Raw genomic sequence first — 25,246 nt, forward strand, 5'->3', positions numbered from 1 at the left:
AATCTCAAATTGCTATCACATTAATCAACATACCACTTTCGAGTTTTGACATGAGTTTGTGAGACTGTCTTCGTGCTAAATGACAACAGCGGACAGTAATTTAGCCGTCCGACTTAAGCTTTACTTGCCGCAGAACAAAAAAACAGAACAGACCAGTATGAAACCCTTATCTTTTCCGCTCCTTTAACACAATCCCAAACTCAGCAACTTCTGCATCTACTAACAACTGAATATCCTCCTTCACCCGACGATAGTTATCCTGAAGCAATTGTGTCTTGAAGACTTGGCGCATAGCAGGTGTGATACTGGAAGGATCGACGTCGTATAAATCTCGCAGGATCCCATCAAGGTTGAGCATGGGTGGAAGCTGATGGGGCTTTTTCATCTGCTGCTCTTCCACGCCAATAAATGCTTTAAATGTCTTTAGATCGAATTCCTCTCCGAAGTTATCGACGAACTGGCCCACGAACTCCCCCTGCTTCAGCCGTGAAATTTTGGCCGCCGGTATCATCTCCGTGAGTTGCTGCGATACGTTGATGGTTGTATCATTTTTTGAGTAAGTAATAGACTCTTTCGTCTGGTTGGTCTTACCAAACCGGCGTGAGAGTTTCTCAGCAGTCTCGTATACAACGGTACCCGAAAACACGTTGGCTCCCAGGTTCATGATGACTTTGGCTTCTTTCTCGCCGTAGTCTCGGGTGAGCTGTTCAAAGTCCTGAATACCGAGCCAGGTGGCCACCTTGTTAGAGCGGGCCGTGGCGATGAGTAGGTCCAATCCTTTTAGAAACATAGTCGGCAATTCATCCCAGAACAGGGCCGACTTGAGCCGCCCCTTGCGGTTCACCAGCTTCATGAGCCGGGCGGTGTAAAGCGAAAACGCCGTGCCGTATATGGCGGTGCGTTCAGGGTTGTTGCCCGTACACAGAATTTTAGGATCGGCGGGATTGTTGATGTCGAGCGTGAAGTCGCAACCGGTCATCACCCAGTATAAGGTGGGCGAAGAGAGTCGCGCCATCGGAATCCTGACCGACGAGATTTGCCCTTCCAACTGCTCCATCGCGCCCCCGTCGCGGGCATCGATGAATGGCCTGACGTAGATCTCTACTTCAGGGTAGCGTTCCATTATGGCAAAGGTCTCGTCGTAGCGCCGGTTGATGAACTCCAGCGTGTGGGGAAAGGTGCAGCACTTAGCCAGCCGGGCGTAGGTCGCCAGCCGGTCCGGGTGCTGCTGGTCCGCCGGTTTGGCCGCTTCGCTCGCGTGCAGGGCGCGGTACTTCAAACTGACCGTGCGCAGGTACCAGAGCACCGAGGTCAGAAAGTTGATGGCCGATTCAGGGAAAAATTCCCCCTGCTTCTGTGCCCAGGTCCGGTTTAGGTTGAGCATGACGGTCTGAGCCGCTTCGTAGGCATCCATTACATCGGTCATGCCGTCGGCATCGATGGGGTTGCAGCGGTGTGAATACTCGATATCGTCGAAGTTCAGCACGTAGAACTTCGGAATGAGCGGGTCATTCCGGCGTTTGCGGTCGGCCAATTGGTCGGCGGGTGTCCAGGCATAGGTGTTCTCGGCAATCGTTTTTCGGTAGGCATTGTAAGCCTCCAGGGTCATGTCGGGAAACTTGAAGTCATAAACGTAGGTCACGTACCCCTTGTAGAGGCTTTGCCATAGGGCCTGAATCAGCACGGCAAACGTTTTTCCCGACCCCTGAAGCCCCAGTACGATTACTGACCGAAACGGATTGATGATGTTTATCAGGCCCCGGCGCCATCCACCTTTGTGGGCGTATAGCGTCTGGAAGTGAATAGAGTATTCGTTCTGCACCAGCGTTTCATTTTGGGGAAACTCTTCGTTGGCGTCGTTGAAAATATCATTGGGACTGCGCGTGAAGAGAATGCGCGAGAGGTACTGCCCGCCCTTTATCAACTGCATAGTGCCCGCCAGCGTCATACCGACATACAAGACATCTACCACCAGCGGAGCCACCCACGATTTGGCGTACAAGAGCGGCACCGAACCCCCGAACAGCAAGAGGCCCACCGCCGTGTAGCGCAGCACTTCATACCGATCAATCGACGGGTCCACCTTGCCCTTCGAGCCGATGGCATAGAGGAATAACAGGAGCAGCACCAGTGCTTTGGTAGTCAGGGGGGTGTTGAACAAACCCAGCCGCTCATTCAACGTAGATAGACTGCTATATAGATACTCACGTATCCAGCTATTTGAATAGATGATTTCGTGGCAGTACCATAGGCAATGCAGCAACAGCAAGCCGATGGCGGCAATAATAAAGAGTTCGACGGTCTGGGTGTGTCCCTCCCGTTCTTTCGCGGTCATTTCGGCCATTTGTATTTAGCGTTGTTGGGTACGTTGTCCTTGGTATCGTTGCACGAAGCGAATAGCCAAGGTGAGGTAGTCGGCGGGGTCGACTGGCTGGTGGTGCTTCAGGACGCTGTAATGGATGTGCACCCCCGTAGCTTGACCGGTGCTTCCCGTGATGCCTAGCGTTTCGCCAATTGCCAACCACTGGCCCACATGTACCGCTGTCAGGGCTAAGTGGCCATACACTGTTTGGTAGGAGTTGAGGTGATTGATGGTCACGTTACGGCCCAGACTACTACTGTACCCGACTCCCACCACCCGCCCCGACGCGGCCGCCCGCACGTATTGATGCGGGCCTGCGATGTCAATGCCATCGTGGTGGCGGAGTGTATGCAGGGTGGGGTGTCGCCGAACGCCAAAGCCGGAAGACACCCGGTTACCCCACCAATCGCCCACCGGCGGCAGACAGGGAATGCGCTGGGCCTCTTCCGGGGAGGTCAGAAAGAGCTGTGCAAAGGCACCGACCACCTGAGCCGACGTAGCCGCGCCCACCCACTCGCTGAGCCTGTCACTCGTCACGATGGGGGCTTTGCTGGACGCCACGACCGGCGGTTCCAAATTACTCTGCTTTATTGCCGTTGGTGGGGTCGCCCCACTCAAAATCAGGCAGCTAATCGCCCATAAGGGGGCACATCTACCCCATTTTCTTATTGCTTCTCGAATTCCCATTGGGCAAAAATAAAACCTGTAAAGCTAAATTGTTAAATATATTAAAGTAAATTAGATAATTAATTAAACAAAAGCAATGAATAAAAGTAATGACGACCTATTGCTGGCACATGAACAGGCCAGTCGGCTGGTGCACCTGTTCGCCCCTTCCTTCGATGCCCATCTGGAACAAACGGCTGTGGAGCCGGGGAAACCCGTGTTGTGGCACCCGGTGTTGACCGACATTCATCAGCAGGTCGTCCACGCGCTCAGCCCGGTGCTGATTAAGAGCCGGCAACAGCCCGGCGCAACCACCCCTACCCTATCGTTGAGCCTGCTCCCCCCGCCTACCGCAGCCGCCCGGTTGCAGGTGGTTCCCCAGCAGCCGCTCGCGCCCGAGACGCAAACCCCCACCGTCAAAACCACCCTCTAAGCACGATGCAGTACCTGACACAGTTGGAAGCGCAATGGGGACGGGAGCGCATCCACCAGGCCATCCAGCCCCTCTACATCGGCGATGGCGAAGAGCCGGGTGATCCGCCCATTACCGTCCTGAACGCATCGGTCAACGACCCGACGCTCTGGCAAAGCCTTTCCGCCGACGAGCGTGAACGGCTATATCTGGCCTTCATGGAGCTGCAATACGACCTAACGGAACTGGCCACAGACCTGCACCGAGTCTGTGAGCCAACGCTTGGCGGCTTTGAACTCACGACCTTCTAACCTCTCCGTTGTATGAAGCAAAAAGCACAGAACCGCGCCACCCGTGAGCAGTTGGCCATTCTTCGCCACTTGAACAAGGCCGGGGTACGGTACGTCGCCTTTGGCGATTACGCCATGAACGCCATCGATCCAGCCCGCGCCATCGGCAACGTGCAGCTTTGGATCGAGCCGACTCGCGCTAATTTCGAGCGGCTCGACAACGCCATTCAAGGCATCTATGGCCCGCGCGTGCTCACCCGTACCAATCCTGAACTGGCCGATAATCCCCAGCCCCGGAAGATGCTGACCCTGGGCGATGGGCCGCAAAAGGTGGGTCTATACCCCGCCATCAACGGTTTTTTACCGGACCAGTTTGGTGAGCTGTTTACCCGTGCCCAAACTAACCGGGCCGCGCTGATTACCAACCGGGGTAAGCTCGATGGCTCCGTGGCCTATCGCCAGTTGGCTGTATCTGACCTCTACCAGAACGTGCGGGAGTCCACGGCCTACCACAAAGCGTGGAACATTCAGACGCTGGAGAAGTATGCCGACGACCACCGCATCGACCTGACCCCCGTTCGGTCACCCCTGACGACACAAACGCAGCCGGAAGCCCCCAAGCGGGTCGCTATGGACTCGCGCGACGTGGGCGAGCCTGAACAGAATCCCAAGCCTACGGAACCCGCCACCAAGCCCCGCGCTGAGAAACTGATGCGTGACTTCGATGCCATTAAGCGCGAGCTGGACCTGGAAGTGGTGCTCCGCGATTATGGGTTTACGCTCGATACCAAAAAATCGAAACCGGGTGATGAGTGGCTGATCTACGAGCGGGGCGAAAAAGGGTCGAAGGAGCGATTGGCCGTGTACACGGGGGACAAATACGGGCAGAAGATGTTCGTCGACATGAACGATCAGCGCGGATGGCGGGGCGACGTCATCAAGTTTCTGGAACGGGTCGAGAACGGCATCTACCGCAATGTGTTCAAAGCCGTCGACCGCATCATGTCGTCTACGGACTACGTGCTGCAAAAAAGCGTCACGGCTCCGCTCAAGCATGTCAAGGAAAGCCTGACCGATACAAGGCTTCGGGAGAAAGACCTGCACGACCGGTACGCCATCGCTCCGCTGACCGATACGCGGTATCTGGAAGGCCGTTCGCTGCATCGCAACACGCTGTTTTCGCCGGAGTTTGCCGGACGCATCCACAACATCGCCTACACGACCGTGAAGGGCACCCCGCACCGAAACACGTCCTTCCCGATGTACGCCCAGGATGGCAATCTAGTCTCGATGGACATTCGCAACGAGCGGTTTAAGTCGTTTCCGTCCGGTGAACGCGGAGAGGCCATGTGGCACTCCAACCGCTTCTACGAATTGAAAGCCCCTTTGTCTATGCACGATAAACCGGACCTGCCCGCCGGCACGGTCGGTACAGTGTACCGGCACAGTGCCGATACGGTGGCGTTCAACTTTGTGCAGGACGGTAAGCCGCAGCAGGTACAGTTACCGCTCGAAGCCGCCCGCCCGGCCTTCAAGGAGGTGCCCTCCCAGCGCATCCTCGTCGCCGAGTCAGCCATCGATGCCCTATCGTTCAAACAACTCAACCCGGAAGCGGAGGGCGAACGGCGGTTTTATATGGCGACGGGTGGTCAGCCGGGCAGTCGGCAGATAGGTTTTATTCAGAAGGTGCTCGACCGTAATCCACAAGCGCAGTTCGTCATCGCGCAGGACGGCGATAATGCCGGCCTCCGGTTTGCCATCAATTACCTCGGCCTTCAGCACCCGGCCGCCGACCCGGCCCTGCGCATCAAACCCGACATTGCCTATTCTGGTCCGAACCTGCCGCCTAACCCCCTGGCAAACATGCTTGGGCCTAAGTTTGCTTTCGACCCGGAGGTGAAAACGTTCGACGACGTGCTCAAACGATTCGACGTACCTGGCGGAACCCTGTCGGAAGGGCATACCCTGGCTATCAACCATCAGGCCCGCTTTAAAGAAACTATGCCCGACGATTACGTGAAAGTGTCTGTTGAGATGGTACAGTCGGTGATTCCGGCGTTTACCTACGCCAAAGCCTACGCCATCCCCCTGTCCGAGGAGATCGGTAAACTGGCGCAGTCGGAGTACATGCAGACCAAGGTGGGTAATGAGTTTCGGGTGGCGCGGGAACGGGCTATGATCTCGCCCGACGAGATGGAGCAGCGCATCCAGCACCACAAGGATGCCAAACTCGAAAAGGACCTGTATTCAGGCATCAATAAGCTTGAACTGGAACTGCGGCAACCCCTCAAACCCGGTAGCCTCGGCGGTGAGGGAGCGGGCGAACGAAATGAAGCGTTTTTGAGCCGGTTCATGGACGAGATGAACCGCTTCACCAAGCAATTCAACTACAACAACGACCCGGGCGACAAGGAGAAACGGGTACAGGAGTTCCAGCGCGAAACCCTAACCGACCCCGACCGTGGCGAGTCCGTTACACATACCCGCATTCACTTCCCCAACGACGGCCGGTTGCTGGTCAAGGCCCTGACGCTGCTCACCGACGAAATAAACGGTCGCCAAGGGCAGGCACTCTACCAGGTGGTGCGGCCTACGCGCCAGCAGAAAGACCTCAACGATGTGCTGCAAAACCGGCAGGGCGAGGCTCTACCCGATTCGAGTCCCCTGAAAGTCGGTGTTCCACCTACGATCAAACACCACTCCGAGCTGAAGGCCGAGCAGGCCGCTCAGCGCGAAACGGTCCAATCGCCCTCTGAATTCGCCCGAACCTATAAAGCCAAACTGTAAACCAAATGCTGGTCAGGGCAAGCACGCTCATGTACATGTCCTGACCGGTTTACCCAACCGATGAACCCCTCCCCTACTTACCCCGAACTGGATACCCTCGGTCCCGACCGACCCGGCCCTGCGCTAGCCAACAAACCCTATTCCTCTAATCCGTACTGGAGCCGTGGAGCAAAACCGTCGACCGAGCCGACTACCGCCAAACCGGAACCGATGGCCTTTCACCCGGCTGCGCCATCAGGCGATTTTCCTGCCCACTTGATTGGCACGTTGCTGGAAGCCCTCGACAAAGCCGGACAAACACAACAGGAAAAGTTAGTCGGCACACTCACCGAGTGGCTGCCCCATCTACCCGCCACGCTCACGCCGGCCATCGAAGCGCAGTTGACCCGGTTGGTGCCGAGCGTGGTCAAAGTTGAACAGCCCGGACAGGCGGTGCTTCAGTTAGTCCGCTACCTGACCGGTGGGCTGGTGGTCGTCGGCATGTTGCTGGGCGGGTTGGTCTTTGCCTGGCTACAAACCCGGCAGCAACGGGATACCTATGCGGCTGGCTATTGGCAACACCGGTATCTGCTGGCTCAGGTCGCCGTGGCAAGAACCCCGCCGATGCAACGGCTCCTTCAACGGGCTGACACACTCTATCGGTCTCCTCAGTTTAAAGACGAATTGCAGCGGCTGGAAAGTATCTTAGACACGCGGCAACAGCAGTACTTGCTGCACCTGCGTGAGCAACAACTGACGCAGCCCTCTCAGTAACTTGGTCCTGCAATCTGGCCTAATGAAGAATAGCCGACTATCTAAATAGTCGGCTATTCTCTTTAATCAAGGGGCTGTTTAATGCTATTTACGCTCAAGGCTTAATCAACCGGGTTCATAAAGTCCTGTGTATCAATAATTAGATAGTTGTATAGCTGAATAGTTAGCTATCTTTGTAGTGTTAAAACCGCTACCGCTTGGCCGGTGTAAGCCCAGGCACCAACCCCTTTTTTACGCTATACAGGTATGAAACCCTATCAGCAAGAGACCGTCAACAAACATGGTGAAACCTTAATTTCTGACATCTTCCGCTACATCGAAGGCGAGCCGAAGCAGTATCGCTACAACTCGCAGACCGGGCAGTTCAACATCGACGGGGACACGCCCGTACTGGATAAGTCGGGCAAGCCCGTCAAGGAATTCACCTTTCAGCCCTTCGTGTTCCGCATCTTCGAGGATGGGCTGTTCAACCGCAACCTCGAAGCGTGGGCGGAGCTGTTCTTTATCGACGCGCTGAATTGCGTATCGAGTATCATGTTCAACGGTACGACCCTGTCCGAACTGCGGGGCGTAATCAAAAAGCTCATCTATGAAGGCAATGAACCGCTGAACCTGTGTGATGTGGTGCTTACGGTACGCCCGGAGAAAATGACCAGCAAAAACGACCATACCAAGTCGTGGTTTATTGGCCGGTTCAGCTACCAGCTTGCCGACCCCGCATCGGTGCAACAACTCGCCGAGTACGCGGCTGACTGCCCCATCTACCGGCGCGACACGCTAAAGCAAACGGCAAGATACCTCAGCTTCTCAGAGACCTTCGCCCTGCCCGCTGCCGATGTCGTGCCCATAGCGTTAAACGCCGGTGAGTTACCCTCTGCAGAGGTGCAGGTTGCCGAAGTGATATAAAAAGTTAGGTAGTCAGATATTTAAATAGCTAACTACCTAACTTTTGCTCTACTTATCCCCAACCTCATACCAGACTTAACTGTTATGACCGTTCTGACCACTGATAATTACCGCCTGTTTCCCGCCATTGCCAATTCCGATTTGTCCGAGTACGAACGGTTTTTGCTGGGCCAGTCATACAAAAAACCCGTAAAAGCGTTCGCCGAAGGGTCGGCATTTCACCAATTGCTTTTAGAGCCGCGCAGTAGCAACCCGCTTGAAGAGGGAATCGACCGCGACCGGTTGAGCCAAATGGCAAAAGCCGTGCGCGCTACCCGGTTTGGCCGGTGGGCATTGCAGTGGGGGCAGAAAGAGCAGCCTCACCTGTTCCGGGATTCAAACACGGGTCTGCTTTGCAAAAGTCAAACCGACCTACGCCTACGGCACGGGCTGATCGTCGACATCAAAACTACCCGCGCCCGCACGTACCGGCAGTTTATCGAGCGCTGCGAGGAGTACCAGTATGACCGGCAAGCCGCCTTTTATTTGGACGGCCTACAAGCCCGTCGGTTCGTATTTCTGGGTGTGCAGAAAGCAGAGCCGTTTCAGATCTTTTACTTCGAGCCAACCGCCGACACCATCGGTCAGTCGTTCATTCAGGACGGGCGGGAACGCTACCAACGTTTACTGTCGCTACTCGCCCGGTCGACGTTTCGCCCCTCGTCGTGGGCCTCACCCGAAAATCCGGTGCTGGCTGGATCAGCGCACAGAAGACGGTACGCGGATTCCCCCTGCGCATCCAGTACTTCACCAATTTACCTAACTAAAATGTTGAATAGCTAAGTAGGCATCTACTTAGCTATTCAACTAGGTTTGTTCCATGGTCAGGAAAGAACTCCCACCCCCAGAAGGCAACTATCGACGAGGAAAGTTGCTCGTGTCGTTAGGGCCACTTGTCCCTGTCGGTAAGGTAGGGTGGCTTTCCGAAGAAGTGGAGACCATTGACGAGCAGGGCAATATTCTTTACCGATTCGTATCGGCCACCAATCACGACATGGTATTTAAGGTGTACCTCGACGAGGTAGCCATCGAGTAAATAACCAAGGGGTGGCAGCTAAAAGTAACGAATCAAGCGGGTTGTAAAAACTTGATAGGTAGATAATTGACTATATAAATAGCTGAATAATTGGCTATCTTTATAGTATTATACTATTCAACTATTTATGTCGCGATACCCAACGCCCCGCATACGTTCGGCCAATAACCGGCGTAGCGACGCCCGGCCCCTTGTCATTGTTGCCAACCAGTACACGCTGTTTGGTGGGCCGGGCTTAGTACCACCCATCCGGGGCGAACGAAACGCCCAGCCAAGCCCCGTACAGCCCGCCAAGCTGTTACCGATTGATGAACAGATAGCGTTACGGCATCAACCGCAGCAGCCCCTTTTTTCCCTTTGCGACCACTCGTTTGTCATTCCCACAGGCAACGCAGCTAAGCTACGGGCTAACCTCACAGCCATTGAGACCCTGAAACGCATCAGCCAGGAGGGGCGGCAGGCCAACCCCGCCGAACATCGTTTACTATCTCTGTACACGGGTTGGGGCGGCTCGTCGCAGGTCTGGAAACAAACGGAGTTCGAGCAGTGGCAGCAGGCGCAAGCCAACCCCGCCATCACTCTTGACGAATCCGTTAACCGTTGGGGCGGTCAGTACGGACGTACCCGCCAGCGGTTAGCCGACCTGTTGACCCCCGCCGAGCAGTCAGCCGCCGAAGCCTTGACCCTAAACGCCTTTTATACGGATCCGCAGATTGTTACGGCTATTTGGCAGGCCGTAGAAGGGTTCGGCTTTTCGGGAGGGCGCATTCTTGAGCCAGCCGCAGGCATCGGCTATTTTATCGGACTTATGCCCCCGACCCTCCGGGAGCGTTCGGTGTGGGTAGCCGTCGAGAAAGATTGCTAGTCGGGGCAACTGGTGCAACAGCTTTACCCGGAGGTGGAAACCCACGTTTGCGGACTGGAAGAAACCAAGCTACAGGCGGGCAGCTTCGATTTGGTGATTGGTAACGTACTCTTTGGCTCGTACACGGTGTATGACCATCACTACCCCGAACTAAACAGCTTTGCCATTCATAACTATTTCATTAGCCGGGCCGCGCAGTTGGTCAAGCCGGGCGGCACTGTGGCCCTCATTACGTCGATGGGTACGCTCGACGCTGCCGGGGCCGAGTTTCGCCGGTTCCTAACCGCCGAAGCCGGGGCCGAACTATTGGGAGCCATCCGCTTACCGTCGAATGCGTTTGAAGCCAACGCCGAAACGCAGGTAACGACCGACGTTCTATTTTGCGGAAGTGTATCACCACCGCCCGACCCTTTGCAGCCTTCTCGTTTGAGCGTACTGTTACCCTTCGGGCCGATGCCAGCGACGCGGAAACCGTAAGGACGTTGGCCGTAAACGAGTATTACCACGCCCGCCCCGCCATGATGCTGGGGGACATGCACTTTGCCGACGAGGTAAACAAAGGCGGGTTGTACCGGGCCGACCAGCCCACGCTATACCTGACCGACCCCGCCACCTTGCCGCAGCGATTGGCCGCAGCCCTTGACCAGTTGCCAAAAGGCATTTTGGATAACCAACCCGCAGCGCAGGCCGATAAGACAGCCGAAACAAAGCGGAGTAGCGACACACGGTTTACTGAATCGGTAACGGTTCGGGGCAAACGATACAGCCAAACGCTCATCATTACCCAATACGATCGGGTGAAGCGGGCATTTGATCAGCTTCGGAAGGCTGAGCAGGAGGGTAGGGGAGAGGGTGAAACCGACGACCTACGGGTTGAGTTGAACCAAGCCTATGCCCTCTTTACGCGCTATTTCGGGACGCTCAACCGAAACCGGGCCTTGTCTTTTCTGGAAGACTACGACCCGCAGTTTGCCAGCGTACAGGCGTTAGAAGTGGTGAGCCGCACCGCACAAGACTGGAGCACCCCCAAAACTGCGACCTCATGCACCATTAACAAAGCCGATATTTCCCGGCAACGGGTGTACCCCACCACCCACACCCCGGAGCGGGTCAAATCACTGGCCGACGCGCTACGGTTGTCTATTGGTCTATACGGTTGGGTGAATGTCGAGCAGATAAGTACGTGGGTGAATCAATCCGATACGGAAGTTAAACAGGCATTGTTAGGGGCCGAGTTGGCTTATCTAAACCCCCCGTCGGGCCGCTTAGAAGACCGTGATACGTACCTATCGGGCAACGTCAGAAAGAAGTTGGCCGCAGCCAGCGAGGCCGCCCAAGTAGATGCTCAGTACGCAGTGAACGAACGGGCGTCAAGGGCCGTCGTTCCGGCCACCATTCCGGCCCCGCTTATCTCGAACTAGTTGAAGCTATTACAATGGATAATACCCTACAAGGCTTCTATAAAACGATACAGTGCCGGGCTATTGCTTCGTACGGCTCCCTGGCGAACGGTGATGCAGCTACCGGGGATGATGAGGCTTTGCTAAAAGGGCCTACCCCTTTATTCTGGTTCGGCCGTTACTCCATCCCGTCAGGTGGCCGGGTTATTGTAACCAATGTGGATGACGAAGGCGATTGCATCAATGCCCGCTCGACGGTTGACGAGATTCAAGGCTTAGTGTGTTTTATCCCTCATGCTGATACGGAGCGCCTGTATTTACAGTTTCACGGTCACCTTTGCTAACAAGTACCCGGCCTTTAAAGCCGGGTTGAATCAAAGGGGTACGTTGGGAGAACGCCATGCAGGCCATCTCCCAACGGGCGCGACGGTCAGCATCTTCCGGTTTGCGCCCTCACCGCTTCGCGGTCGGTTGCTTCCCGTAAGCCCCTGCCCAAATGTCGCACGAATCAAAGGGGTAAAGTAAGTAGTTAAATATTCAGCTATTTAAATAGAATTATAGTGAAGCAAGGGGTAAGGACGGAAACGCCCTGTAGGCTATTCCGTTCCTGGCGCGCCCGACAACACCTTCGGGTTGCTACCTTACCATTGCATGGCCGGTCAACCCAAAGCCCCTGTCCTTGTGTCGCGCGAATCAAAGGGGAAGTCGAAAGGCAATAAAAAAATCATACGGGTAGTAAAAGCCGGATTAGTTGTAGGCTGGTAGGCTACCATCATAATCTTCTACGTCTTCGTCAATCAGGAGGTTCAGTAGCACGGCCTGTACATCGGCGGGTTTGTCAGTGATAGCTTCCCGGAATAGGCTGGCGTAGGAGCGGCCCGTTTCGCGCTGTCGATCGAGGGTGTATGCACGTACCTCTTCAAACTGTTCGCAGAGTGAATCATCGCTGAGCAGTCGAGTCAACAGTTGTCGGTCAAAGCTAAGCTGAAAGCCATTAGGAGGGTTTGCATTGGGCCCATCGTTCAAGAGGTGTTGTTCTGACTGATAACCGGGTTGAGACGGGGATGGGGCTAGGGTAAATGTGGGATCGTCCAACTCCGGCTCCTGAACACCTGGTGTCTCTGCTGTTGCGGGTGGCGATGGCTGTGTCGTCATAACGACCGAAAGTTGACTTGCCCGATTCGATAAAATCAACTCGCTGCGATGATACGAAGCCATCGGCATAGGTACGTCGACGGTGGTCTTACCGGCTGTAGGCTGAAAGAAGGACGTAAGAGTAGAGGTAGGCCGGGTTGCTTTTTTTGACTTGGCTCTACCGGTGAACCAAAGGACTAACCCTGCCCAGATAAGAAGGCCCATTGTCGCCAGTACAATAAAGGCGCTGGTGGAAATGACAAGGAACATGGATTATTGGCTCGTTGTGCTCCCAGCTCGTTTGACGAATTGGGCAAGCGTGGTGAGAAAGGTTTCGTCGGATTGCTGTGCCACAGCCTGATCATGCAGGAAGCAGAAGTAGGCTGCCATCGTTAATTTGACCCGGTGTTTCAGCATCAGATAGCCAGCTATCTGAATATATTCTTCTCGCATTGCTTCTTCGAGATAGACAATCTTCACGCCGGTTTGGGAGGAGGGCTCTCTTTTCTTCGGTGAAGCCGGTGGGCGAATGGGTTGCCTCCCCAGAGTAGTCGATGGCGAATTCGACTTGAATTTATTGCCTTTCGCTACGTTACGCTTTGGCGGATCTTCGAACGAGGAACTATTGATTGAAGTAACGGGGGCTCCTAATACTGGTGGATCTGGCTCAGTAGGCCTTAGCGGCTCTGCTTCGTATTGTACGAAATTTCGGTAGCGACTGGCTTTTTGCCGTAAGCTATCGACTGAGTTGCCGAGTGAAGGGGCCTCCAGGTTCTGGTTGTCTATTGATTTATGCGAGGAATCCTCACTTTGGGTCGAAGCAGGCCGACGGTATTTGTCGAGGTCCATTAGCGATTGGCGATTGCTGCGGTGGGAAGTAACGTGTTGACCTCTTTGATAAGGCTGACGATGTCCTGTAAGTATTGAGCCTCCCGCCATTCAGCAGGTTTAGGATCATCCTTTCGCCGAACGTACCGCCCTGCCGGCATAAGCACCGGCGACGCAATGGTCGTCAGCATCTTAGCCCGGTCGAAACCTGCATCGGCATCGTTGAGTCTGGTCTGGAGGAAGGAAACCGGTATTACTTCATTACGGAACACGCTTGACAAATAGGCTTCCAACGCATCGGCTCGCCGTCCGAAGGTGAACTTATACTTGTTCCAGAAGCACCGGATAGTTAAATAGTCAGGTAGCTGTCTATTCATTACATAATCAAGTATGGCCCCCACGTATTGAATGGATGCCGTAACATCAACTTGCTGGGTCGTAAAAGGAACGAGTAGCATGTCGGTTTCGGCCAGGGCACGGAGTATGCCGACATTGAACTGACCACCCATATCCAGAAAGATGTAATCGAAGTCGGCGCGTACCCGATCCATGTCTAGTTCCTGGAGCGCTGAAAAGGGCAGTGCGTGAATAGCGTAGTGGTCATCCAATGCATGCTGTCGATTGTAGCGGTAGCGTTCAAACGCTGCCTGATCATTGGTACTTGTGTACGGTTGAGCCATCTGCATTAGCTCGTCCGTCGATAGAGCCTGGTAGGTCTGGCTCAGCGTGGATTGAGTAGTCAGTTCTTCTTCCCGTAAATCAGCAATCGAATGCTGTGGTGGGTCGCAGTCAAAAACGATGACGCGCTGCTTGTCCACATACGCCAGGTAAGAGGCTATGATGGCCGTGAGCGTAGACTTACCCATGCCCCCTTTGGACGTATGAATCGCAATAATCTTACCGGTCATGATAGATGTAATATGTAAAATATTAAACAAAATAAAATAATAAATTACATATTTACAACTCATGCAACTGGTTCAACTGAGCTGCACAGGTTGCGTGAGTTGCCTTGTGCAACCCGGATGGCGAAAGCTACCCATGCAACTACATCACCGGAATTGAATGGGTTGTACAGGATGCATGAGGCAACTCGGTTGGTCCATGCAACCAAACTTTGGATGTGTAGCAAGCTATGTTTTTGTATATACAGGAATCGTAAATGGCAGGTAGGAGAGAAGTAAGCAACGAAGGGTCGAAACGGGATAAATCATCCGAAAACAAATCAACTGGCGTGTTTGTGCGGCTCTCTCAACAGGAACGGAAAGCTCTCAAAATGCTTAGTCAGCAATCGGATATCAGTGTCTCGCAACTCCTACGAACGGGGGTATTGGGCCAATTGGATCAGCTTCCCCGGTTCCGCCAGCTACCGCCCGAAGTTACGGCTCAATTGGGTAAGCTGGATCGGCTCACGACCGCGCTCTGGTATATCAGTCAGCGGGCCGGTGAGGATGCCGTATATGCTCAGGATATCCGGGCTATTGTATACGAAGCGGGCGAGATCTCCGTTCAGGTTCGGCAGTTTTGCCAGGCAAGCTTAGTACGGCATGCTACCCTGGCTCAGCTCGACGCGCTGATCGAGAACGGTCAGCAACTAACCCTGCCCGAAGTGCTTGATCAATTGCAACAGGTTAGTGAAAGTTTTAAACGACATTCACCAAAATGATTGGAAAAGTAGCCCGGTTTGGTGCCAGCTTTCTCGGAGCCATGCAGTATTGTTATTACGAAACCCGCGCAAACCATAGCCTCGACCGCACCCGAATTAGGGGTGAGTTGCTCTTTGTGCAGCACATTGGCGTAACCGTGGTTAGCGACCAGAAGCTACGCACAGAGAGTAAGCTGAAGTTAAATCTGGAACAGATGGCAAATGGAATGCAGTCGGTGGCCAGTTTAAACGATCGGGTGCGTAAACCCGTGTGGCACCAAAGTTTTTCGTTTCCGCCGGGTGAGTGCCCCTCGGCCGACATTATGGTAAAAATTTGCCAATCGTTTGCTCGCACCTTTGGTATGGAAAATAATCCGATGGTAGCCTTCAGACATCGGGATCGTGAACACGAACACTTTCATATTATTGCCAGCAGGGTAGATGGAGCCGGTAGGAACACAGCTCAAACCAGCTTTAACTTTCGGGAGGTCGGACGGTTCTGCCGGGTGATGGAGGAGCTGCACGGACTCACGCCAGGCGTACCGATGGTGTTGGAAAGCCGTAGGAAACAAATGCCCAAAACACCAATTGACCAAGTACATCCTGAAATGCCCAAACCTGCACAATCCGACGAAACTGTGCAGGTTCCGAGAAGCAAGAAACGTAAAGGTTTATGAATGTGCTTTTATGCAATAGTTGTATATTTGACTATTCAACTATTTAGGTAGCTTATGGAAGCGGGCGACAAACAATTAGGCAACAAAATTCTTGATGGTTGCGAATACGACGATGTTCAATTCGTCTTTATTCAGCAGGAATCTGTCTCGGTGTATGAAGTAAAGGACAGCCTTGGTGAGGTCGTAAGCATTGTCATTGCAGAGGGAATTGACGAACCGGATCGGTTCCAGGCCCGGTCTGTTGCCGAGCAGGATGCTATGAAGATGCTAGCACTTGATGAGTACTACGGGGGGGCAGATTGGGAGGGATAGACAAAATCTTGCTATTAGTAACTAAATAATAAAAGGCAGGTCTCTTTCTAAATAAACCTCTGTCAACCAAGATTATTTTGAGTTAAGAGGTCGAAAAAATGAAATCCATGAACGTATAAGCTGTTAACTCCGTGTCCTCATCGAATTCGTTTAAGCTTTCAGACCGTCCTAAATCTCTGCCCTACTCTAATGCGTTGGATGATAGAGATTTTGAAAAGCTACTTTTCAGTATCTTCAACCGGCACGTAGAAGTTCAACAGCAGCCGTATTGCAAGCTATATGATACCGCTTACCTGATGCCCGTTGGGGCCGATGGTGGACAAGATGTTATTCTGGCGAAGGAAGGAAGACGAGTTGGCCTGATTCAATGTAAACTGTATAAAGACACATTATCGGTTTCGCAATGCGCTAAAGAAATCATCAAGTTCGCGCTTAATGCCATCTGCGACCCTTCGCTCATTGCAGACCGCGATGAATACAACTACTTTCTGGCTATTACCTCTCAGTTCAATGTCGAAGCTACCTCGTTACTGGCCTCGTTTAATATAAGCATTTTACAAGAACCACGATTAGAAGCTTGGACCAATCAAGTCATAAAGAACTATTCTGCTTCGTTTGGTCATCTGACATACGATAAAACGAAAGCTGATCTAATCGACATTCTTACTCGCATTCAAATCAGACCTATCATCCCGACCCAACTGGACGGATGGTTGCACCAATCAGAATATGCCTCTGTTGTAAAGCAGTTTTTCCCAGACATACTTCTGGTGGTACCGGCTGGTACGAGCCAACCTACGCGGACGAACACGCAACTCACTGAGGAACTATTTAATGCGTCTGTGGACTTGGCTTCTTGGTCGACACCCTTTGAGCAAAGCGGCTTAACGCATTTGGAAAGGGCTGAGACAGAACAACTGCTACAGTGGATACAAAATCCGCTGCCACAGCCTGATGACAGGTCAAAGCTTCCTGATTCAGCGATCTTTCTGATTGGCGGGGCCGGTTCAGGTAAAACCACCATGTTGCGCGACTTACTGCTGACGCTGCACCACCAACAAGTGCCTGTGCTTGGCCTAAAGGCAGACCGGCTGGTTTTCTCGCAACGGAGCGATTTAGAAGGGGCACTGGGCTTGTCTGGCAAACTTGATGATACAATCCGCCAATTAGCGACGGAGCACCCCCGCGTGATTATTCTGATTGATCAACTCGATGCTCTATCTCAATCTTTATCGGCTAACCGGCAGGGCATCCTGACTTACAACCGACTCATTGAGCAATTGGCGAGACTACCTAATGCTCGTCTGGTAATTTCCTGTAGGCGATATGACTTCGACTATGACCCGGTGCTTGTTCAGTTCAGAAACCGGCCGAAGGTAGAAGTCAAGCCCCTGTCAGATGAGCAGGTTGAACAGGTGTTGTTCAAACTATCGTTGACAAAAAGCCATATAACTGCCAGGTTGTTTGAGCTACTTCATGTACCGCTTCACCTGACGCTGTTCTGTCAGGTTTATCGCGACGTAGCCAATCTGGCAACCTTGGCCACGTTGCAGGATCTTTATCATGCGCTTTGGACGCAAAAAGTGTTGTACGTGCCTGATACCACAGCAGTTACTGTTGATCAAGTACGTTCACTACTACGGACGATGGCCGCTCAGATGTACGAGCAGCAACAAATCAGCCTGCCTCTTCGTCGGTATGAATCGCAGTACCGAGCGGCCATTGATTATCTGAGTAGTCAGTCCCTCCTTACCCATTACGACAACAAACTACAGTTCTTTCATCAATCTTTTTTCGACTATGTATTTGCCCGTTCGTTTGTTGAACGAGGCAATAGCCTTACCGCTGACATCTTGAGCGGAGCGAAGCATCAGGGGCTATTTATCCGTTCGCAGATCAGGCAAGTGCTGGCTTACCTGCGCGAAACAGACGAGAGCGGATACGAACGGGAGATACGTACCCTGTTGGGTTCAACGAACATACGGTTTCATATTCAGCTTCTAACCATTCAACATCTGGCTTCTCAGGCCGACCCCTTACCAACTGAATACCGGCTGTTGCAACCGGTGATCCAAGCTAATCCCTTGCTTTGGGAAACATTTCTTGAAGCAATTAAAACCGCTAACTGGTTTCGGTATGTCACGCAGGACTTAGACGAGCCATTCGATTTGGCTGATCCTGTGGCTTATAACCGGCTGTATCAGCTTTGTCGTCGCATTCAATACTGGTGCCCTGCCGATCTGATTAAATTCCTTCATCAGTTACCCCCCTCAGCCGAGCGCGGACCGTTTATTGGTAACGTGCTATTTGTGTTGGAGGAATTCACCAGCCCTCTTGCCCTAGAACTGTTTGATGAGGCTTACGCGCTCCGTCCGGATGATGATATGTGGTTCTACAATGTCATGGAGCACGCACTCGCTTCGCAGCCCGATTGGGTCGGTGAACAAATTAAAGAGCGGCTTTTGCGGCTGATTGCCCCAATTGAGAAAGGCTACAACGTAAAGCTCCCAGGCGAACAGCATGACCATAAACTCACAGAATGTTTAGAAAAACTATTCGAAAAGCTGCCGCAAAAAGCCATATTCGTCGGTCTAACGATAATTAAGACATTATTAGCTAAATCTAAACCTTTCGATTGGGAAGACCGTCCGACCAGTCTGATTGTTGATACAACGTATCATCATTTCGCAGCCGAGGATGCTGTACATGATGCACACTTCTGCCTACTGGCAAAACTTGAGACGTGGCTACGTACCTGGTTAGATAGCGACCCGACTGAGGCCACCCAACAGCTATTCAGCTTGCTGGAAACAGATTACGTCACCCTGATTTCACTGGGCATACAAGGTATTACTCATCAACCGATCATGCTCGCCAACAGGTTGTTCGATAAACTCAGTGAATCGCGGTGGTTAGAGGAACACAGTTTGGTTTATCACGAGTATTTTGAGCGGTCTGTACGTGGGGCACTACAGACCAGTTTCCCCCATTGGACACCCACGCAGCAACAGAGTATCGTTGACCGAATACTGACCTTTAATCCAAAAAAAGAGTACCACTATCACCGGTCGCAAAACAATCAACTATTTGGGGCAACGGGCATTAGGCAGTATGACCTGATTAACCTACTGCCCCAAGAATCTATCGAATCCTATAGACCCTTAAAGAAGCGACACCAAGAACTGAAACGGAAGTTTCCTAAGTACAAAACGAACGACTTACCTCGTCGCGGAATGGTCACAGTAGGCGGGCGGGCGATGTCACCCAGTGCTTACGCCCAAATGACTGACCAACATTGGCTGAGAACATTCATCCGCTACAATCATCGGTCGAACCCAAAATGGGAAGGCGTTGATGAACTAACACACGCCCAACGCTTCGAGCAAGAGGTAAAGCAGCGGCCTGCCCGTTTTCTCAGTTTGCTGGAAGCAATTCTCGCCCGTCCCGACATACCGGACTTGTATCTTTTTCATGGTCTTGAAGGATTGGCCGAATCAAGTTGTGAGTCAGGCACTTTCAAAAGGCTTTTTCTTAGCAGCCTATCGCGTAGCCAAGATGAACAGTACGTCACTCGCCTGATTCGCCTAACAGATTACTGGGTAAAGCGTAAAACGTTCGATACCGAGGCTTTCGACTTCTTGGAACACTGCGCTCGTAACGGAACGGAAGATATGCGGGGGTACAGTGAGATGGAGTTGCTTAATCGCGGAGTAAACACGGTGAGAGGGGCTGCCATCCATCGGATCTACCAATGGGTACACGAAACGCAATACACCGAGCGTTGCTTTCAGATCATAAACCAGGTAGGAATTGATGGCTCAGTTGCTATTCGGGCTGTTGCCCTTACAGATCTGGCACAATTCAATCATTACGATTCCAAGCGCGGTTTGAGGCTTTTTCTGATGCTCTGCGAAGGTCACGAAGTTGAACTAGCGGGCGTAGCTTGGTATTCGCTGCAACACAACATCCATGTAGATTTCAATGCACTCAGCCCGTATTTAGAATTTTGTTTAGAAGCTCCAAAGCAACTACATGTTATGGCTCAGTTGGTCATGGTTGCCCACAGATACGGTTACGAGGGAAGCGAGGGGTTGCTGGAACGCTACTTGGCAAAGGGAGTCGAAGCAATAAATGGTGCCCTTGACATTGCGTTGTCATCCCTAACCGATAAGGATAAGGTCAAGTGCGACCGTTGTGCAAAAATTGCTTTCCGTTTTTTGAACTATACTGACAAAGAGGTTGGTCAGGCCTATTTGAGTGCCTTCTTAAAATTCAAGATCACTGAATTTAAGCTGCTTTTGCCATTCCTCGAAGCTTATGCCCAAAGCAACGTTGGTAAAATTCGAGACCATGAATTTTATGAATACTTAATGAAATGCGTCAAGAAATATCCGAACGACTGTATTCGATTGGGGTCTTATTTTGACCAGCATCTAGGACCCGATATTACCCATCGTTACTTACGAAACGAACCTATCAACCTAATCCTTCAAGCCTACAATCGCTTAGAAGAATTTCAGGCCCCATCCGGTGAGAAAGAACAAGCAATGGATGTCTTCGACAAAATGCTAATAAATCCTCACTATCGAGTTCTACTAAGTGGGGTGACATCTGCATTGGACTGATACCGCAAGTGGCCCTACGACCATGTAAAAGCCGCGTCCAGATAAGATGAACACGGCTTTTTTGCTATCATTTCGATTTAAAACTATACATGTAATTCTGCTACAACCAACTACAACCCATGCCATCGCCACCCAACACTAACCAACGTGTAAAACGGCTGCACCCCTGACTTCGGCAACCACCGCTGCCGAATACTAAACACAACAGGTGCAAACTCAACCTCAACGCTCCCCTCGGCTCCCAACAAAAACCGACCGCCCGATGGCATAGGCGTATAAGCTGAATCGGGTATCGCGTGACTTGATGATACGGGTAGCACCTCATAAGTCGCCATCGGCTGTAGTGAGCCCCGTACGAAGCGAGTTCGGTATGCATTGCGCCACAGGTTAAATTCGTAGCCCCAGCTGATACTGAATTGGCTTAGTTGGCCCGACGCACTCATGTCAGTTGCCCCCATTGTCTTCTGCAAATAGCCGGCCGAGACCTTCCAGGCGTTGTATTGCCGATTATACCGGCCAGTTGAGATGAGGCCGTTGATGCCTACTTGATCATGGGCTGCAAAACCACCGACCAAGCCCCCCTGCACGTCCAGAAATCGTTGGCCTTTCAGGTGTGTTTGGGCATAGGAGCCAGCCGATAGAAGGCAGGTAAATAGCAAAAGTAAAATTGTTTTGGTCATGACTTAGAAGGGTTTGGCTAAGAGTAGTACGTCGGCTTCGACCTGAAAACGGAGGTGGCGACCGCCCTGTTTTTCGTATAGCTCTACGTCGAGTACTTTGTCTTCGGTAAGGGTCGTCATGGGTAGGGCATACACCATCGACTGCTCAGTTTTAGCCCGGAGTAGTTTATGCTCTGCCGGGTAGCGGCCGTACGGTTTCATTTCGACCTCCTGAGCTGCCATCCGCTTGAGCTTTTCTTTATCCCGCACGTAGAACTTTACGAAATCGACTTCGTAATCGAGTTGACTGTCATTGCGGAGATTGAATTGTAAGTACATCACTTTGTCGGCTACGTAGATGCCCGTCAGCAAATTGGTCAGCCGCATTGACGAGGCCCCGATGTTGCGCATAAAGGGCTTGCGCTCCAAAACCCGCTCACAATGGCTCAGTAGATCCGCTTCTGCAAACGGCAGGCCATCCGTCGCCGGAACCGACTGCACGAACGTAATGGCATTAGCTCGGTTGATACCCAACGCCCGGCTCGAGTAATCGTCGGCTGTGACGTTGTTGGCCATATTGATATTTAAAATCTCCGGCTCTTCCTGGTAGCGTATCAGAAAGGAGAAAAACTCACCATCTTCGGTAATGACCGTCATGTTGGTTTCCTTGCCTGAATCGGCCTGACAGAACACCGTTGCTTTCGGGTTAGCCTTTACCCGCAGCACATTTGTGACGGTTTCCGGAATCTGCGCCAGTACGTAGTCGGTGCCGGCATCAAACTCTTTAATCTTGGACGGGAAAATGATATGCGTGGTCTTGCGTTCTGAGATGCCTAACGGGTACGAGCCTTTGACGGCTGACCGGTCTATGGGTAGCAAATACGGTTTCGCTCTAACGCTCTCGACCAACTCAGGATTGGCTACCCGTACCGGAGTGACAGTTTGAGATGCAGAAACAGGGGGCGATTGATTAACCTTGCTGTCCTCAATAGGTGTTGTACGGTACGCTTTGGTTCCCGTGGTTGTGAGCGTGGACAATATATCCGGCGTTTTAGGTGTGACGGACATTACCGGAAAGGTTTTACTAGTAATAGGGTTAACCCGAACTTGAAAGCGGGGACCCCGCCCAGTGTGCTTAGTCGCTTGGCTTACGGCCAGAATAGGCGTAAAGGCAATAAAAAAGAGTAAGAAAGGACTTTTCATAAAAACGGATGTGTACAATCGTTAGTTGGTATAGCCAGCAGCAGTCTGCTCGGCTCGGAGGAAAATGCGGTAATTCGGCTTGACCGTCACCTTGACGGACGTTAGCTTGGACTGCACTAGTGAGCGCACGCCCTGAAAGGCCGTGTTTGTCACTTGCATGGCCAATTGACTACCCACCTGCTGGCCAAATGAACCTTGGGGAACAAAGTAGTAGGGGGACGAGACAGCCTGACCCGCCGAGGTTCCAAGACCCTGCGCAACTCGGTTTTTGTCGGCCAGTTTCGGCACAGAAAGCCCTGCACGGCCATCTAAGTCGTAGGCTGTGAGCCGAATGGGATAGATGTCATTACCCAACCGTACACTCGTCACTGCAACGTTGACGCGGTCGGCACTGATGCTGCACGTACCAGCCAGCAGTGTGTGCGCGGGAAGTTTTACCCATGCGCCGTTCAGGCGAAGGGTAGTCTCACTTATCAGGCGAAGGTTCAGCGTACTACCGTTCTGCACCGTCACAGCATCGCCATCGCCGTGTACAACGGCGGGAATAGATGAAGCCATTGCCGAGGGGTTTGCCACTGGATTAGCCGCCGACGTCGTCAGGCCATAAAAGCCCGCATTACTTAAATTCATTGCCTTTCGTTCTGACGCACCCGTTGGCCGGGCCGATATGGCGGATTCCGTGGGTACGTTTTCTAGACTGACATTACCTTCCTCTATAGCGATCTCCCGTTTGAACAGCGTGCGGTAGGAGGGTGGCAACTCACCGCCGTACTTCGCTTTCAATTCTCGATACTCAGTCAAATGCAGCGGCTCCGTTGGGGCGGGTAGTCCATTACCAGTAGCCCCGGTGTTCATTCGCCCATTGGCCCGGTCGATCTGTCGCAGCAGCAAATCGGCGGTTTGCCCATCGAGGTCGCGTTGCCGTTTGACTGTACGCTCTTCGGCCAATTGCTCCCGGCCTTTGGGCGAGCGGTGCATAGTCCGGTAGATGGCATCCCGCTCGGCTTGCTGATGGTCGAACTGCCGTTTTAGCTGACTTTGTTTCGCCGATTTACGCTCCGTAGCTGTCAGGTACGGCTCCGTAGTCTGACCTGCCTGCTTACGAATGGCGTTCAGATCGGCATCGGTCAACGTTTCATTAGTGGCCCGTGTCATCGATGGGTCTTTACCCGTTAGCAGTTGGGTGCCGACTGCCGCCTGCCGGTCGATGGCCGATGATTGGGTTGGATTAAGCGTACCTGCATCAAAGCCATACTTGTCATACTTTTCCTTGTCATCGAGGTTATGCGGCCGGGCTTCCGGGGGGGCTAACGTCGATGCCCCATCATCCGTTGAATTGGCGGTTGGGCTGGCTGTATTCGAAGAGATGAAGCCACCGAGATAACCAAAGATGGCCACGCCGAGCAGGAAGGCAAATCCGCCGAAAAGCAACAAAATCTGCTTGCGGGCTACCTTCCCTTTTTGAACCGTCTCGGTCCCCAGCGCTGGACTTTCCTCAATCGGCGTATCAAAAAAAGGGTTGTTTTGTGGTTGTTCAGTTGAATTCATTGCGTCAGTAAGGCAATAAAATAGAGTAGAAAAAAGACTCCTAGCATGATAAGCAAGGTATTTCTGGCTCCAAACCCAATGCGGTGCTGAGCCTGATTAAGCTTGTTGGCTAATCGGTATTCCAACTGGACAAGATGGTCTGCCATTAGCTTGCCTAACAGGAATGCGGGGTGATCTTGGGTACGTTCGGCGCCCTCCGATCGACGGGAGCGGTTATTCAATCCAAACAGGCACATTCTTATTTGCCGTATTCCTGCGTGACACGCGATGACAGAATATGAAAATCACGCATGAGCAGCCCGTTAGGGGAGTTGTCGCTCCGGTTCACGTCCACCAGATTAGTTTGCGTAACCAGACTTCGATGCACAATCGCCGTTGCCCGCTCCTGCACCAGCCGTGCGTAGGTGATGGCCCGGTAGGGGTAATGGTGCAGGTCGGCCACCACGGAGTCGATTTGAACCCGCTGCGTTACATTGCCCTGCACCATGTTGCGGTAGAAATTCTGTTCAGCGAGGTTGTTGTACAGCCGCTTGGCCGATTCGTCGCACAGGAACATCGCCCGACGGATGTTGTCATCAATGGATTTTGGGTCTGGCGAAACGGTGAAGAACAGTTCGTGAAACCGCCCAACGTGGTGGCGCAGCTCAGCGGGGCGGTTGTCGGCAACACTGCCGCATGTGACCTGAATGGCTTCGCCCCGGTTGACGAGATAAATCCGCTTGCTGAATTCGTTGCTGTATTTGAAAGCCAGCCCCACAGCAGTGAGGGCCACAACCAGGCTGAACCCGAAGGCCGCAATTAGTAGCCATCGTCCCCACTGAAAATCCTTTTCCAACTGAAGTAGCTCTTTCATCGATAAGTATGGTAAGGATTGAGTTTAGTGATGAGGGGGATACTTTGTTCGTCATAGATGGAAACAGCGGCCCCTTTGTGGTGAAACACATAGGTGTGTTGTGTCGCCTGCCGGTAGCGGCCAAAGCTCCAGACAAAGCTCCAGGTAACCAGAAAGGCCAGTACTAGCAAACTGCCCACGCATAGCCAGATAACGTGTTTGTGCTTGACTAATAGGTTGTTCTGATGGTAATTCATGGAATTGTTT

25 protein-coding genes are annotated in these 25,246 nt (G+C 52.6%); 15 read left to right on the top strand and 10 right to left on the bottom strand.

What is annotated here, in order from left to right; all coding sequences use genetic code 11:
- Positions 1 to 166 precede the first annotated feature (166 nt).
- Together ACYVAC_RS02520 and ACYVAC_RS02525 are read right to left on the bottom strand one after the other, a co-directional pair.
- Positions 167 to 2,335 (bottom strand): YWFCY domain-containing protein, encoded by a 2,169-nt coding sequence (locus ACYVAC_RS02520; RefSeq protein ID WP_461095985.1) that lies wholly within the window; start codon positions 2,333 to 2,335, stop codon positions 167 to 169.
- Between the two features lie 15 nt (positions 2,336 to 2,350).
- Positions 2,351 to 2,923 carry a M23 family metallopeptidase gene (locus ACYVAC_RS02525; protein WP_461095986.1) on the bottom strand — a complete coding sequence of 191 codons (573 nt, stop codon included), beginning with the start codon at positions 2,921 to 2,923 and terminating at the stop codon, positions 2,351 to 2,353.
- 202 nt (positions 2,924 to 3,125) lie between these two features.
- On the opposite strand from ACYVAC_RS02525, the gene ACYVAC_RS02530 reads away from it, so the two are divergent.
- The 11 genes from ACYVAC_RS02530 to ACYVAC_RS02580 all read left to right on the top strand — a co-directional run bounded on the left by ACYVAC_RS02530 (position 3,126) and on the right by ACYVAC_RS02580 (position 11,860).
- Positions 3,126 to 3,461 (top strand): hypothetical protein, encoded by a 336-nt coding sequence (locus tag ACYVAC_RS02530; RefSeq protein WP_461095987.1) that lies wholly within the window; start codon positions 3,126 to 3,128, stop codon positions 3,459 to 3,461.
- Between the two features lie 23 nt (positions 3,462 to 3,484).
- Positions 3,485 to 3,751 carry a hypothetical protein gene (locus ACYVAC_RS02535; RefSeq protein WP_461095988.1) on the top strand — a complete coding sequence of 89 codons (267 nt, stop codon included), beginning with the start codon at positions 3,485 to 3,487 and terminating at the stop codon, positions 3,749 to 3,751.
- A 12-nt stretch (positions 3,752 to 3,763) separates the two neighbouring features.
- Entirely contained in the window at positions 3,764 to 6,517 is a 2,754-nt protein-coding gene (locus tag ACYVAC_RS02540) for a toprim domain-containing protein (RefSeq protein WP_461095989.1), read from the top strand.
- Positions 6,518 to 6,577: 60 nt separating this feature from the next.
- Positions 6,578 to 7,270, top strand: coding sequence for a hypothetical protein (locus tag ACYVAC_RS02545; RefSeq protein WP_461095990.1), 693 nt, complete (start codon positions 6,578 to 6,580; stop codon positions 7,268 to 7,270).
- A 246-nt stretch (positions 7,271 to 7,516) separates the two neighbouring features.
- Entirely contained in the window at positions 7,517 to 8,176 is a 660-nt protein-coding gene (locus ACYVAC_RS02550; protein WP_461095991.1) for a hypothetical protein, read from the top strand.
- An 84-nt stretch (positions 8,177 to 8,260) separates the two neighbouring features.
- Positions 8,261 to 8,998 (top strand): PD-(D/E)XK nuclease-like domain-containing protein, encoded by a 738-nt coding sequence (locus ACYVAC_RS02555; protein ID WP_461095992.1) that lies wholly within the window; start codon positions 8,261 to 8,263, stop codon positions 8,996 to 8,998.
- Positions 8,999 to 9,086: 88 nt separating this feature from the next.
- Complete coding sequence (locus ACYVAC_RS02560; protein WP_461095993.1) at positions 9,087 to 9,251, top strand: hypothetical protein; 165 nt, start codon at positions 9,087 to 9,089, stop codon at positions 9,249 to 9,251.
- 127 nt (positions 9,252 to 9,378) lie between these two features.
- Positions 9,379 to 10,116 (top strand): hypothetical protein, encoded by a 738-nt coding sequence (locus ACYVAC_RS02565; protein WP_461095994.1) that lies wholly within the window; start codon positions 9,379 to 9,381, stop codon positions 10,114 to 10,116.
- Positions 10,117 to 10,149: 33 nt separating this feature from the next.
- The gene (locus ACYVAC_RS02570; protein ID WP_461095995.1) at positions 10,150 to 10,593 is read left to right on the top strand and encodes an Eco57I restriction-modification methylase domain-containing protein; all 444 of its coding nucleotides are present in this window, start codon (positions 10,150 to 10,152) and stop codon (positions 10,591 to 10,593) included.
- A gap of 5 nt (positions 10,594 to 10,598) precedes the next feature.
- Positions 10,599 to 11,537, top strand: a complete 939-nt coding sequence (locus ACYVAC_RS02575; protein WP_461095996.1) for a hypothetical protein — start codon at positions 10,599 to 10,601, stop codon at positions 11,535 to 11,537.
- 14 nt (positions 11,538 to 11,551) lie between these two features.
- The gene (locus ACYVAC_RS02580) at positions 11,552 to 11,860 is read left to right on the top strand and encodes a hypothetical protein (RefSeq protein ID WP_461095997.1); all 309 of its coding nucleotides are present in this window, start codon (positions 11,552 to 11,554) and stop codon (positions 11,858 to 11,860) included.
- Between the two features lie 403 nt (positions 11,861 to 12,263).
- Here ACYVAC_RS02580 and ACYVAC_RS02585 read toward each other — a convergent pair whose 3' ends face one another.
- The 3 genes from ACYVAC_RS02585 to ACYVAC_RS02595 form a co-directional block, all read right to left on the bottom strand.
- On the bottom strand, positions 12,264 to 12,479 hold the full coding sequence (locus ACYVAC_RS02585) for a hypothetical protein (RefSeq protein ID WP_461095998.1): 216 nt from the start codon (positions 12,477 to 12,479) through the stop codon (positions 12,264 to 12,266).
- Between the two features lie 444 nt (positions 12,480 to 12,923).
- The gene (locus tag ACYVAC_RS02590; RefSeq protein WP_461095999.1) at positions 12,924 to 13,499 is read right to left on the bottom strand and encodes a hypothetical protein; all 576 of its coding nucleotides are present in this window, start codon (positions 13,497 to 13,499) and stop codon (positions 12,924 to 12,926) included.
- Complete coding sequence (locus tag ACYVAC_RS02595; RefSeq protein WP_461096000.1) at positions 13,499 to 14,449, bottom strand: AAA family ATPase; 951 nt, start codon at positions 14,447 to 14,449, stop codon at positions 13,499 to 13,501. The genes ACYVAC_RS02590 and ACYVAC_RS02595 overlap by 1 nt, the downstream gene beginning before the upstream one ends.
- A gap of 269 nt (positions 14,450 to 14,718) precedes the next feature.
- Between ACYVAC_RS02595 and ACYVAC_RS02600 the strand changes: the two genes are divergently transcribed.
- From ACYVAC_RS02600 to ACYVAC_RS02615, 4 genes are all read left to right on the top strand, one after another.
- The gene (locus ACYVAC_RS02600; RefSeq protein WP_461096001.1) at positions 14,719 to 15,144 is read left to right on the top strand and encodes a plasmid mobilization protein; all 426 of its coding nucleotides are present in this window, start codon (positions 14,719 to 14,721) and stop codon (positions 15,142 to 15,144) included.
- Complete coding sequence (locus ACYVAC_RS02605; RefSeq protein WP_461096002.1) at positions 15,141 to 15,800, top strand: relaxase/mobilization nuclease domain-containing protein; 660 nt, start codon at positions 15,141 to 15,143, stop codon at positions 15,798 to 15,800. Before ACYVAC_RS02600 ends, ACYVAC_RS02605 begins: the two co-directional genes overlap by 4 nt.
- Positions 15,801 to 15,854: 54 nt before the next feature.
- The gene (locus ACYVAC_RS02610) at positions 15,855 to 16,112 is read left to right on the top strand and encodes a hypothetical protein (protein ID WP_461096003.1); all 258 of its coding nucleotides are present in this window, start codon (positions 15,855 to 15,857) and stop codon (positions 16,110 to 16,112) included.
- 131 nt (positions 16,113 to 16,243) lie between these two features.
- Positions 16,244 to 20,737 carry an NACHT domain-containing protein gene (locus tag ACYVAC_RS02615; protein WP_461096004.1) on the top strand — a complete coding sequence of 1,498 codons (4,494 nt, stop codon included), beginning with the start codon at positions 16,244 to 16,246 and terminating at the stop codon, positions 20,735 to 20,737.
- Between the two features lie 110 nt (positions 20,738 to 20,847).
- Here ACYVAC_RS02615 and ACYVAC_RS02620 read toward each other — a convergent pair whose 3' ends face one another.
- From ACYVAC_RS02620 to ACYVAC_RS02640, 5 genes are all read right to left on the bottom strand, one after another.
- Positions 20,848 to 21,417, bottom strand: coding sequence for a conjugal transfer protein TraO (locus ACYVAC_RS02620; RefSeq protein WP_461096005.1), 570 nt, complete (start codon positions 21,415 to 21,417; stop codon positions 20,848 to 20,850).
- A gap of 3 nt (positions 21,418 to 21,420) precedes the next feature.
- Entirely contained in the window at positions 21,421 to 22,599 is a 1,179-nt protein-coding gene (gene traN, locus ACYVAC_RS02625; protein ID WP_461096006.1) for a conjugative transposon protein TraN, read from the bottom strand.
- A 21-nt stretch (positions 22,600 to 22,620) separates the two neighbouring features.
- Positions 22,621 to 24,147, bottom strand: coding sequence for a conjugative transposon protein TraM (gene traM, locus ACYVAC_RS02630; RefSeq protein ID WP_461096007.1), 1,527 nt, complete (start codon positions 24,145 to 24,147; stop codon positions 22,621 to 22,623).
- Between the two features lie 238 nt (positions 24,148 to 24,385).
- Positions 24,386 to 25,000 (bottom strand): conjugative transposon protein TraK, encoded by a 615-nt coding sequence (gene traK, locus ACYVAC_RS02635; RefSeq protein WP_461096009.1) that lies wholly within the window; start codon positions 24,998 to 25,000, stop codon positions 24,386 to 24,388.
- Positions 24,997 to 25,236, bottom strand: a complete 240-nt coding sequence (locus ACYVAC_RS02640; protein WP_461096010.1) for a hypothetical protein — start codon at positions 25,234 to 25,236, stop codon at positions 24,997 to 24,999. The genes traK and ACYVAC_RS02640 overlap by 4 nt, the downstream gene beginning before the upstream one ends.
- Between the last annotated feature and the right edge of the window lie 10 nt (positions 25,237 to 25,246).

It is taken from the genome of Spirosoma luteolum (assembly GCF_054778875.1).

Bases quoted from the DNA above. Each gene is read 5' to 3' on its own strand.
- ACYVAC_RS02530 (WP_461095987.1), top strand. From the start codon at position 3,126: ATGAATAAAAGTAATGACGACCTATTGCTGGCACATGAACAGGCCAGT.
- ACYVAC_RS02540 (WP_461095989.1), top strand. From the start codon at position 3,764: ATGAAGCAAAAAGCACAGAACCGCGCCACCCGTGAGCAGTTGGCCATT.
- ACYVAC_RS02640 (WP_461096010.1), bottom strand. From the start codon at position 25,236: ATGAATTACCATCAGAACAACCTATTAGTCAAGCACAAACACGTTATC.
- ACYVAC_RS02555 (WP_461095992.1), top strand. From the start codon at position 8,261: ATGACCGTTCTGACCACTGATAATTACCGCCTGTTTCCCGCCATTGCC.
- ACYVAC_RS02610 (WP_461096003.1), top strand. From the start codon at position 15,855: ATGGAAGCGGGCGACAAACAATTAGGCAACAAAATTCTTGATGGTTGC.
- traM (WP_461096007.1), bottom strand. From the start codon at position 24,147: ATGAATTCAACTGAACAACCACAAAACAACCCTTTTTTTGATACGCCG.
- ACYVAC_RS02580 (WP_461095997.1), top strand. From the start codon at position 11,552: ATGGATAATACCCTACAAGGCTTCTATAAAACGATACAGTGCCGGGCT.
- traN (WP_461096006.1), bottom strand. From the start codon at position 22,599: ATGAAAAGTCCTTTCTTACTCTTTTTTATTGCCTTTACGCCTATTCTG.
- ACYVAC_RS02605 (WP_461096002.1), top strand. From the start codon at position 15,141: ATGATTGGAAAAGTAGCCCGGTTTGGTGCCAGCTTTCTCGGAGCCATG.
- traK (WP_461096009.1), bottom strand. From the start codon at position 25,000: ATGAAAGAGCTACTTCAGTTGGAAAAGGATTTTCAGTGGGGACGATGG.
- ACYVAC_RS02520 (WP_461095985.1), bottom strand. From the start codon at position 2,335: ATGACCGCGAAAGAACGGGAGGGACACACCCAGACCGTCGAACTCTTT.
- ACYVAC_RS02595 (WP_461096000.1), bottom strand. From the start codon at position 14,449: ATGAGTTGTAAATATGTAATTTATTATTTTATTTTGTTTAATATTTTA.
- ACYVAC_RS02550 (WP_461095991.1), top strand. From the start codon at position 7,517: ATGAAACCCTATCAGCAAGAGACCGTCAACAAACATGGTGAAACCTTA.
- ACYVAC_RS02620 (WP_461096005.1), bottom strand. From the start codon at position 21,417: ATGACCAAAACAATTTTACTTTTGCTATTTACCTGCCTTCTATCGGCT.
- ACYVAC_RS02545 (WP_461095990.1), top strand. From the start codon at position 6,578: ATGAACCCCTCCCCTACTTACCCCGAACTGGATACCCTCGGTCCCGAC.
- ACYVAC_RS02565 (WP_461095994.1), top strand. From the start codon at position 9,379: ATGTCGCGATACCCAACGCCCCGCATACGTTCGGCCAATAACCGGCGT.
- ACYVAC_RS02590 (WP_461095999.1), bottom strand. From the start codon at position 13,499: ATGGACCTCGACAAATACCGTCGGCCTGCTTCGACCCAAAGTGAGGAT.